Source organism: Xenorhabdus sp. Sc-CR9, from assembly GCF_963897815.1.
Taxonomy (GTDB): Bacteria; Pseudomonadota; Gammaproteobacteria; order Enterobacterales; family Enterobacteriaceae; genus Xenorhabdus.
Genome location: NZ_CAWQTY010000182.1, coordinates 26,648 through 34,872, shown reverse-complemented (window position 1 = coordinate 34,872; position 8,225 = coordinate 26,648). Strand labels below are relative to the sequence as shown.

Sequence of the window (8,225 nt, the reverse complement as noted above, 5' to 3'; positions counted from 1 at the left end):
AATTTCCAGCTATCATCTGTTAACATTAGTCTTGGCATTTGGGGTAATTGTTTTGATTTTTGGCGAAACCATTATAACAGCCCCATTTGCTGCTTGCTTTTTATACCAAAAAGATCAACACGCTCTAGATGAAGCAATCAAAGCAGCAAAGAAAAAAGGAGAAAACACTGCTCCTATCTTTGAAAGAACGCGCAATAAACTGGCAGAACAGCGAGAATCTGTCAAAGCCGAGTGTCAGGCCAATCCGACTATGTGTGCTGTTACACTTAGCGAATATGCCAATCAGGCACTGGAATCCGTCGAGACCTTTATCGGCAGACTGTATTTTGATAATAGCGTTATTGCATTCACACATGAAGAATCGGCTAAAGATAACGCCGTTATTGAAAATTATACCAATGGCTCTGGGCAGATACTAGCGTATGCCGTTAACGGTGCGAAATTTCTGAGTGGCGAAGACACTAAATTTTCGATGACCGGAAAAAGCATCAGGACGCGGATCCACAATCAACAGGCCAATCAGTCGGGGTCTTCACCAGAGGTCGTTGTAATAAACACAAACTCAGGTAAAAAGAGGGGTTGGACTACAGAACTGAATAAACCTCAACCAAATACCCTTTACCATGTGGATGGAAATAAAACGTTCCAAACTGATTCGCTAGGCCGTACTATCCTTGCTGAAGGCACTCTGTCTTTGTCTAAAAAAGATCGTAATACTTATCAACAGTGCAAAGCAGGGAAATGTGGTAATCCAGGAGATGAAGGTGGTCATCTATTTGCCAGTATCTTTAATGGCCCGGGTGAGAAAATAAATATTCTCCCAATGAATGGAAATCTGAATAAAGGTGAATGGAAAAAGATGGAGAATTCATGGGCTAATGCTCAAAAAGACGGCAAACAAGTTCATGTTAAAATTGTACCTGTCTATAATAGCAACAATAATAGTGGACGCCCAGATAAATACAATGTCAAATATTCTATCGATGGAGAGAGGCCAGTGATCGTTAACTTTAATAATTCTGAGGGCGGAAAATAGTAATGGATGATCAAAAGCTATACCAGAAAATCGGACAGTTATTGGTAGATGCGGGACCAGCAGATGCAAAAAAAATTATTGTCCGAGCTGACCTTTTCTCAGAAAGAAATGGCTGTAAGTATGAATTTGATTATATGGATGAAAGTGAGGAGTTAGGGTGGTTTGATCCTGATGCTCAAGCAGTAAGCGATCTGACAGACCTACTCGAAGAACTTAGGAACTTTTTTATTGAGAATATACAATCTCAAGAAACTCCATTCTGGCATGGATGTACAATCACTCTTGATGTAGAAAAAATGAAGTTTAGTGTAGAATTTAAATACGAAGGCTAACCTGAATGCGATCCCAGCCATAGTGCTGGGATCTTTCTTTAAAGACCAAAAAATCATTAATAATAATGAAATTACACACTAAGTTGTGATTTACAAACCTATCCTCAACCCCCGCGTCACATCCATTTTTCTGGCCACCAAAACAGCGGCTTCCAGTTCACTGCACTGATGTTCACGCATTAACGCCCTACGCTCGGCTTTTTCTTCTTTTTCCGTCATGCCCAGTGCCAGATAGAGGCTTGGCGGCACGACCCGAAATAACGCCTCGATTTTTTTCGCCAGCACCACGCCTTCGGTATAACAACGGGGTAATTTACTGGCAGAGAGCAGCACCGCTTTCTGCTCTTCAGTCAGCTTCTTAAAGCGGGCGATTTGCTCCACCTCATCCGGTGGCATGGTGAGACACAGCCACCATTCGGCCATATTCAGCATCTTTTCAGCGGTATCAGGATAGTCCGCCAGGTTTTGGGTGGCGAGCCACAGCCAGGCACCGAGTTTACGCCACATTTTCACTACCTTGGTCATATACGGTGATAACAGCGGGTTGGTGGTGGTGATATGCCCTTCATCAATCACCAGTTGCAGTTCGCGATCCTGATATTGATCCCGTTCAGCCAGATTATTAACTTTGTTAATCAGCGAGACCATCGCCAGTGCCATTTGCGCCGAATAGTTCTCCCGTGCCAGTGTGCCCAAATCAATCAGGGTGACATCCACTTCCGGCCACGGCGTACCGGGGCGGTTAAACAGTTCACCCTCAAACCCCTGGGTAAACATTGACATAGCACTGGCCATTTCATCTGCCCGTGCCCGACGGTGTACAGTGATTAAAGGCTGACCGTGCTCATCCTGCCGATGATTACGGGCGATGGCATAAAGGGCATTTTGTAAGTCTGAAGCCACCATCTGGCGTGCTTCGTTAAAGCTGGCTTGTGTGGCTATCATAATCGCTTCGCGGATAAGACCACGATCAGAGCGGGTCAGGCGCTCTTCCTCTCTTTTTTCACCGCCAGTGATCATCAGTCTGGCGGCAATTTCCATTTCGCCCAGAATATCGCGCTGTTCATCTCCCTCCTCTTCCTGTTGTTCATCGGTATCAGGAATATCGGCTTCATTAATGCGCAATTGCCTGGGACTCAGTTGCAGCAGCTGATGGGCATCGGCAAACAGCGCCAGACTGACCCCACAGCCCGGTCTGATACCGATTTTATTGACTGTCAGCCCCAGGCTTTCGTAGTAATCGGCCAGCAAACCAAAGCTGTTGCCGGCTTCGACAATAAACAGGCGCGGCCGGTGTATCGCCATCAACTGGATTAACGAAGCGCACAGGGTGGCGGACTTCCCCGCACCGGTCGGACCAAACAGCAGCAGGTGGGCATTCTGGGTGCGATCCTGTTTGTTCATCGGATCAAAGGTCAGCGGTGCCCCACCCCGGTTAAAGAAACTGAATCCCGGATGCCCGGTGCCGGTCGAACGGCCTGTCACCGGCAATAACCCGGCCAGATGCTGTACCCAGGTCAGGCGGCTGTACCAGTGTTTTTTATCTTTCTGTGGGTTAAAGCACATCGGCAATGCCCGTAAATAAGCATTCAGCGGTGAGACACTGAATTCCGGCCGGACAGGCTGTAATCCCGCTGTCAGCAGGGTGGAGGATAACTGATGCACCCGACGGTTTATATCATCCAGATCCTTGCCGCACACCAGAAAGGTCAGCGCACTGCGGTACAGTTTATGCCGCCGCCCCAGAAGTTCCTTCACTTCCTGCACATCCTGCCGGGCGCGCAGCGATTCGGTATTTTCTCCCACGGCATTTTTCGCCAGCCGGGTAAAATCCTCTTCCAGTCTGTCCTGCGCCTGCGCCACAATGGTCAGCGAAACCACCGTGCCTGCCGGCATCATATCCATCAGGGTATTGATATTGTCGCCCCGTTTCACTTCGCCTGTCAGTGTTCCTGGTTCTGGTGGGCGACGCAGGCGCTCGACCGGCACCGCTTTATGCGGCAACCCGTCAAACCACCAGACGCCTGCCTCGGGATCAGACACCGGCGGGGTAAACCACAGGCTTTCGGCAAAATCATTGTTGACGGGGAGATCCGATTGCTTAGGTGTTATATAACTGACGGCGTGGTAAAAATCGGCTTTTTCCATCCCCCAGTCCGGGGCCGGATTAAAGTGTCGCAGCAGCCAGTTGTGGATCTGTTTTCCATGTTGGCGGCAGGCAGTTACACCGGCAGACGCCAGCGACGAAACCAGCCGCTCACAGACTTGATTGAGTGCGGCCACCGACGATAAGGCCGGATTGCTAACATGGGATCTGCGCCCGTCAGGCAGCCACCGATAAACCACCATACGGGTCTGGCGCTGCTGGCCCCGCCACGGCTGCCCAGTGATTAAGCTGTCCTGAAATATCCCGTCAGGCCGGGCAATGCTGTTCAGGTGATGCTCTGATTCCGCCAGAAAGGCGTCAGTAAACGGTGTTCCCTGTGCCCAGGGTTTCACATAGCCCCGCAAAGTGTTGAGATAGTCAGCAGGATCATCGTCATCCTGACAAAAAAACTGCACCACCCACGGCGAAATATCGTCCTCTTCCAGACTGTCCTGGATCGCATCTTCCAGTTGATCCCGGATTTCAGTCAACCGCTCAGCAGGACGGCCTTCGGTGGCGATGGGTTCAATCCGGTAGACCGCACCCACGGAAATCCCGTCATCCAGCAGCAGGCATTGCCCGTCTTCCAGATATTCCACCCAGGGCAGATAATCGATGATGGAAGGGTTTGCATGGTAAATCGCGGTTTCATCCGCCTCACGCAGTTTACCGGGGCGGTTCAGTGCCTTGGGTTTTTCCATTATAGTGCCTCCGTGCGTTCACCCGGCAGGGCATACTGTACCTGCTGATAAAACGGGAATACCGTACTGTAGCCCGGTATCGGCGTGTTGCCGGCAACCAGATGCGGATAGACGTACATCACCATATCGGGATTGGGTAAGCGGGGAAACTGCTGGCTGATTTCCTGCGCGGCTGAACGGCTGTAATGATAAGGTTCTTCCAGAGCCCTGAGCCGTTCGGATGAAGTTAAAGAACGGCGCAGTGTTTCCCTTGCCGATGCGGTCGCATGACCTGCCTGATTCCCCTGCCACATTGCCAGTACTGTCTGCTCTCCGGCAGGGAGTAAGGCGTCTTTCGACGTGGTACAGCCGGCCAGCAACCCTGCCAACCCCAACAGCCAATAATATTTTATTTTCCGCATACGGCGGCCTCCGGGATACCAAGAGCAGTAAACATGGCAAATTCCGGGTGTACCGCCAGTTCTGATAAGGTAAAGGGCAAAGGCTCCCACTGTTCAGGCGCCATGCTGACTTTACCGTCAACCACTGTCTGCCACTGGTTTTCCGTCAGACGGAAAACGGTAAAATCACCGTCACTCAACGGCTGACATTCACTGCCGGTTGAGAGATACAACCGGCACTCTTTTTTGCGCACAGTACGCCAGTAAAGCTGTACCCGTGCAGGTTCAGCCCGTGATGTCACCGGCACTTGCAGGCAATACGGGGAACCCGCACTGAATATCCACTGAGAAGGGGTCTTTTCCATTAATCTAATGCTTCCTGATTGTCACGTTGGGCGGTCTCACTCACGCCGTAGCGCACCTTACGTCCTTTCGTTTCGTAATCAATCGCCAGGCGTTGTGTGATATGCACCACTAACCGGGCACCGGGCGGGACGTAAACCGCATCAAACGTCTGGCTGTAGCGCTGTCTGAGCCATTCGCTCAGGTCATTCATGCCACCTGACATCGCTTTGCCTAATGTGGCCTGTCCGGCATTGCCCGTTAACGCCGTGGTGATACCGCCTGTGCCGCTGGTCTGGGCGGTACGCTGGCTTTCGTTCAGCGCATCGCCGGCCGAATGCATGGCCGAGAGGGCAAACAGGGTCGGCAGATAAGTGCTGGCATTGGATTTGCGCTCACCGCTGATACAGGGAATGCCTTTTTCATCGGACAGCCAGCCGATGCCGTGGGTGTTTTGCCCTGTGCCCGGCAGGGTGCGTACCGTGCCGTCCTGAAAAACAAAGGTGATCGAATTAACCTGACCGCGCACGCAGGAGAGTGTCCAGTCGCCACTGGCCGAGCCGGACACCAACGCTCCTTCCACCTCCGGCAGTTCGATGCCGTTGGCCGTCAGGTTGTCTTTGCCGATAAGGATTTTGAACGGATAGGGGTCAGTGACCGTACCATTGACGGGAACACGGCCTAATAGTGCGGTCATGGCCTGACTGCCGACTAACGTGGCATTTTCAGGCAGGGTATAGACCGGTTTGTCGTTTTCTTCCTTAAACGATGGATTTTGGTCCGAGGCATTTTGGGGTTTATTGTGCCCGGTGACGGGCTGTTCACTTAAAAATGAGGCCGGGAACTGCGCCGTGGCTTTCCCATTGCCGGGGATTTGCATGTCTGCCGGTTTTTCATCGGCCGGTGTTATCCAGATAAGTTCATTCTGCCCTGTGCCTGCATTGGCAGAATACGGAATACTTCCCGACCCAGGCGGTATCGGACTGTCCGGCGCAGACAGAGGCGCTGAATTCAGCCTCTCTGTCAGCAAATCAATCTGCGCCAGCAATCCCTGCTGTTCATCCTGTAATTCACTCCGGTGCTGTTCATCACCCTGCCGGATGGCGGCCACCGCCGCGTCTATCTGACCGGCAACATCGTGACGCTGATTTTTTAACTGGTCATTTTCTTTCAGGATATCGGCATTCTGCTGACCTAACCGTTGCTGCTCTGCCCGCACGTTATTGAGTGTGCCGACCAGCGTACGCAGAGTATCTTCCGGTGTATCGCCGCCGACACCCAGCGCCTGTAGCTCCTCCGGTGACAACGTGGCCAGGACATTATTCTGGGGCGTATCGGGTGCGGTACTGTCTGTTGAACTGCAACTTTTGATGCCGATAAACCCGCCGACCATCAGCACCGCCGGCACCAGGATTTTCACCAGACTGTTGGATTTAATCTGCATGACGGCCTCCCGGTTTCACCGCTACCGGCTCAGGGATAAAGGCATTATCCGGCTGTCCTCGGGTCACAAGATACAGCACTGTGGTATCTTCCGGTGTCCCTGCTTCACCCAGCCAGCGATGCTGAAACGTTGCCGCGACAAATTGCCCCTGCAAGGCCCGTGGGTCGAGCGTAATGTTGCGTTTGGCCGTATTACGCAGTTTCAGGGCTACCACCGTGTAATTTTGCACGCCCCAGCCTGTCAGCGGGGAAACCGCAATCGGTTCTGAAGGGTAGAGTGTCGTAATAGCGTCGGCTAAATGCAGGCTGACCGGATGGATACCTGTAACCGGTTCGACGGTACGCAGCGGGGCATAAAGCTGCTGAGCGGCATAGCGGGTTAATATCACCGGCGCGGGAGCCGAAGGTGCTGATTTTCTCTGATGCCGGGGTTCCTCTTTTGAGGCAGAACTTTTTTCATCCGGATAAAGAATGCGTACCGGTTCTGTTGGCCCCGTATTGGTGGCAGTAATATCCAGTAAGATAATTTCGCCGTTTTCACTGTCCTGCAATTGCAGACGGGTTGGTGAAAAGGCATGACTGGCTTTCAGGTAAATGGCTCCCCCTGCGCTCTGTACCCGCAATTTATCGTTGAGGGACGGCGGAAAACCAACACGGACATTTCTGTCTGCGAAAATAATCCGTTCCTGACCCACTTTGAGGGCAATGGGTAACGGAATACGTTCCCATTTCATTAGCTCATCGGCCTTTGCATCGAGGCTGAACCACAAGAGACTGAAAAGTCCCGCCAGAAAGCACAGATAACGAGACTGAGATATCACTGAAACACTCCCTTTTTCTCTTCCACAGGTTGCGGCATCGCTTCCAGACGCTGCGGCATCCCGTCGTAACAATCCAGTGCCAACCCGAAGGGATTACGCTCCGCATCGCCCTCCCAGCGCACCACTTTCAGGGGATAGCGCACCAGCGCCCGTTTGACCGGTTCGGCGTGATAATACTCATCGGCCACCAAATCCAGCCGCACCACCCAGTTATCCCGGTTACGCACCGTCACACTTTTCGTCCCGTAACCCCGGCCGGGAATTTCATACACTACCCGCACCCGGTCGAGCAGTTCGCCGCTGTCTGCCCGGGTTCTGGCATCTTCCCGCAAAAAATCCTGACAGGCGGGGGTCAGGTAAGGTGACAAAGCTGCAATTTTGGCCGGGTAATCCTGTGCCCCGTTTTTCGGCCAGGCATTCAGTTGCTGGAAAAGATAAAAGGCAAAACTGTAGACACTCGGTGCCGGTACTTCCCACCACGGGCGGGTACTGCCGCTGCGTAAGTCCGGCGGATTATGGATGGTGAGATTGCGCGGTGACGCCATCCAGCCCGTGAGCGTGATCAGCAAGACCAGTACCAGCACCCCGCAAACGAGCCGCAGGGTCAGGATATGCTGGTCACAGTTTTTCAGCGCATGACGAAACCGGCTCATCGCAGGCTCCTGCTGCGATGCGCTTGCCTGCTGCGACGCAACGACCAGCCCTGAGCCGTAATAATCAATGCCGGATCACCGATGCCCATCCGACGTTTTTTCTCTTCCAGCTTCAGCCAGAGATAATTTTCCGGTTTGCCGCGCTTAAGCTGCGCGAGCCAGCGACCGCCAAAGCTCATCAATAACAAGGGCATAAACAGCATACCCGTCGGTATCATGACCCAGCCTGCTAACGGGATAAAAGGAAGGCTCACCATCAACCCGAATGCCAGCCCCAGCAAAGCGGCCAGCCCCATTTCCGGTGTGGTGAATCCCCGGAATACGACCGGTTCGGCATTTAAGCGATCGGGTAAAAACGGGATCGTCTGCAT

The 8,225-nt window shown here is 52.5% G+C and carries 9 protein-coding genes; 2 read left to right on the top strand and 7 right to left on the bottom strand.

What is annotated here, in order from left to right; translation table 11 throughout:
- Both AACQ81_RS12295 and AACQ81_RS12290 read left to right on the top strand, forming a co-directional pair.
- On the top strand, positions 1-1,036 hold a 1,036-nt coding region (locus AACQ81_RS12295), incomplete at its 5' end, for a DNA/RNA non-specific endonuclease (protein ID WP_443089558.1).
- Between the two features lie 2 nt (positions 1,037-1,038).
- Positions 1,039-1,368 carry a hypothetical protein gene (locus AACQ81_RS12290; RefSeq protein ID WP_237387461.1) on the top strand — a complete coding sequence of 110 codons (330 nt, stop codon included), beginning with the start codon at positions 1,039-1,041 and terminating at the stop codon, positions 1,366-1,368.
- A gap of 90 nt (positions 1,369-1,458) precedes the next feature.
- On the opposite strand, the gene AACQ81_RS12285 is transcribed toward AACQ81_RS12290, so the two are convergent.
- Genes AACQ81_RS12285 through AACQ81_RS12255 form a run of 7 tightly spaced genes read right to left on the bottom strand, consistent with a single transcriptional unit; the run spans position 1,459 to position 8,225 of the window.
- Positions 1,459-4,215 carry a conjugative transfer ATPase gene (locus AACQ81_RS12285; protein WP_237387460.1) on the bottom strand — a complete coding sequence of 919 codons (2,757 nt, stop codon included), beginning with the start codon at positions 4,213-4,215 and terminating at the stop codon, positions 1,459-1,461.
- Positions 4,215-4,616, bottom strand: a complete 402-nt coding sequence (locus AACQ81_RS12280; RefSeq protein ID WP_237387459.1) for a TIGR03751 family conjugal transfer lipoprotein — start codon at positions 4,614-4,616, stop codon at positions 4,215-4,217. Before AACQ81_RS12280 ends, AACQ81_RS12285 begins: the two co-directional genes overlap by 1 nt.
- The gene (locus tag AACQ81_RS12275) at positions 4,604-4,960 is read right to left on the bottom strand and encodes a hypothetical protein (protein ID WP_237387458.1); all 357 of its coding nucleotides are present in this window, start codon (positions 4,958-4,960) and stop codon (positions 4,604-4,606) included. Before AACQ81_RS12275 ends, AACQ81_RS12280 begins: the two co-directional genes overlap by 13 nt.
- Positions 4,960-6,381, bottom strand: a complete 1,422-nt coding sequence (locus AACQ81_RS12270) for a TIGR03752 family integrating conjugative element protein (RefSeq protein ID WP_237387457.1) — start codon at positions 6,379-6,381, stop codon at positions 4,960-4,962. The genes AACQ81_RS12275 and AACQ81_RS12270 overlap by 1 nt, the downstream gene beginning before the upstream one ends.
- Positions 6,371-7,180, bottom strand: coding sequence for a TIGR03749 family integrating conjugative element protein (locus AACQ81_RS12265; RefSeq protein WP_272903083.1), 810 nt, complete (start codon positions 7,178-7,180; stop codon positions 6,371-6,373). The genes AACQ81_RS12270 and AACQ81_RS12265 overlap by 11 nt, the downstream gene beginning before the upstream one ends.
- A gap of 17 nt (positions 7,181-7,197) precedes the next feature.
- Positions 7,198-7,854: a PFL_4703 family integrating conjugative element protein gene (locus tag AACQ81_RS12260; protein WP_237387455.1), complete on the bottom strand. Its 657-nt coding sequence runs from the start codon at positions 7,852-7,854 to the stop codon at positions 7,198-7,200.
- The gene (locus tag AACQ81_RS12255; RefSeq protein WP_237387454.1) at positions 7,851-8,225 is read right to left on the bottom strand and encodes a TIGR03750 family conjugal transfer protein; all 375 of its coding nucleotides are present in this window, start codon (positions 8,223-8,225) and stop codon (positions 7,851-7,853) included. Before AACQ81_RS12255 ends, AACQ81_RS12260 begins: the two co-directional genes overlap by 4 nt.

Bases quoted from the DNA above. Each gene is read 5' to 3' on its own strand.
- AACQ81_RS12270 (WP_237387457.1), bottom strand. From the start codon at position 6,381: ATGCAGATTAAATCCAACAGTCTGGTGAAAATCCTGGTGCCGGCGGTG.
- AACQ81_RS12275 (WP_237387458.1), bottom strand. From the start codon at position 4,960: ATGGAAAAGACCCCTTCTCAGTGGATATTCAGTGCGGGTTCCCCGTAT.
- AACQ81_RS12290 (WP_237387461.1), top strand. From the start codon at position 1,039: ATGGATGATCAAAAGCTATACCAGAAAATCGGACAGTTATTGGTAGAT.
- AACQ81_RS12280 (WP_237387459.1), bottom strand. From the start codon at position 4,616: ATGCGGAAAATAAAATATTATTGGCTGTTGGGGTTGGCAGGGTTGCTG.
- AACQ81_RS12260 (WP_237387455.1), bottom strand. From the start codon at position 7,854: ATGAGCCGGTTTCGTCATGCGCTGAAAAACTGTGACCAGCATATCCTG.
- AACQ81_RS12285 (WP_237387460.1), bottom strand. From the start codon at position 4,215: ATGGAAAAACCCAAGGCACTGAACCGCCCCGGTAAACTGCGTGAGGCG.
- AACQ81_RS12255 (WP_237387454.1), bottom strand. From the start codon at position 8,225: ATGCAGACGATCCCGTTTTTACCCGATCGCTTAAATGCCGAACCGGTC.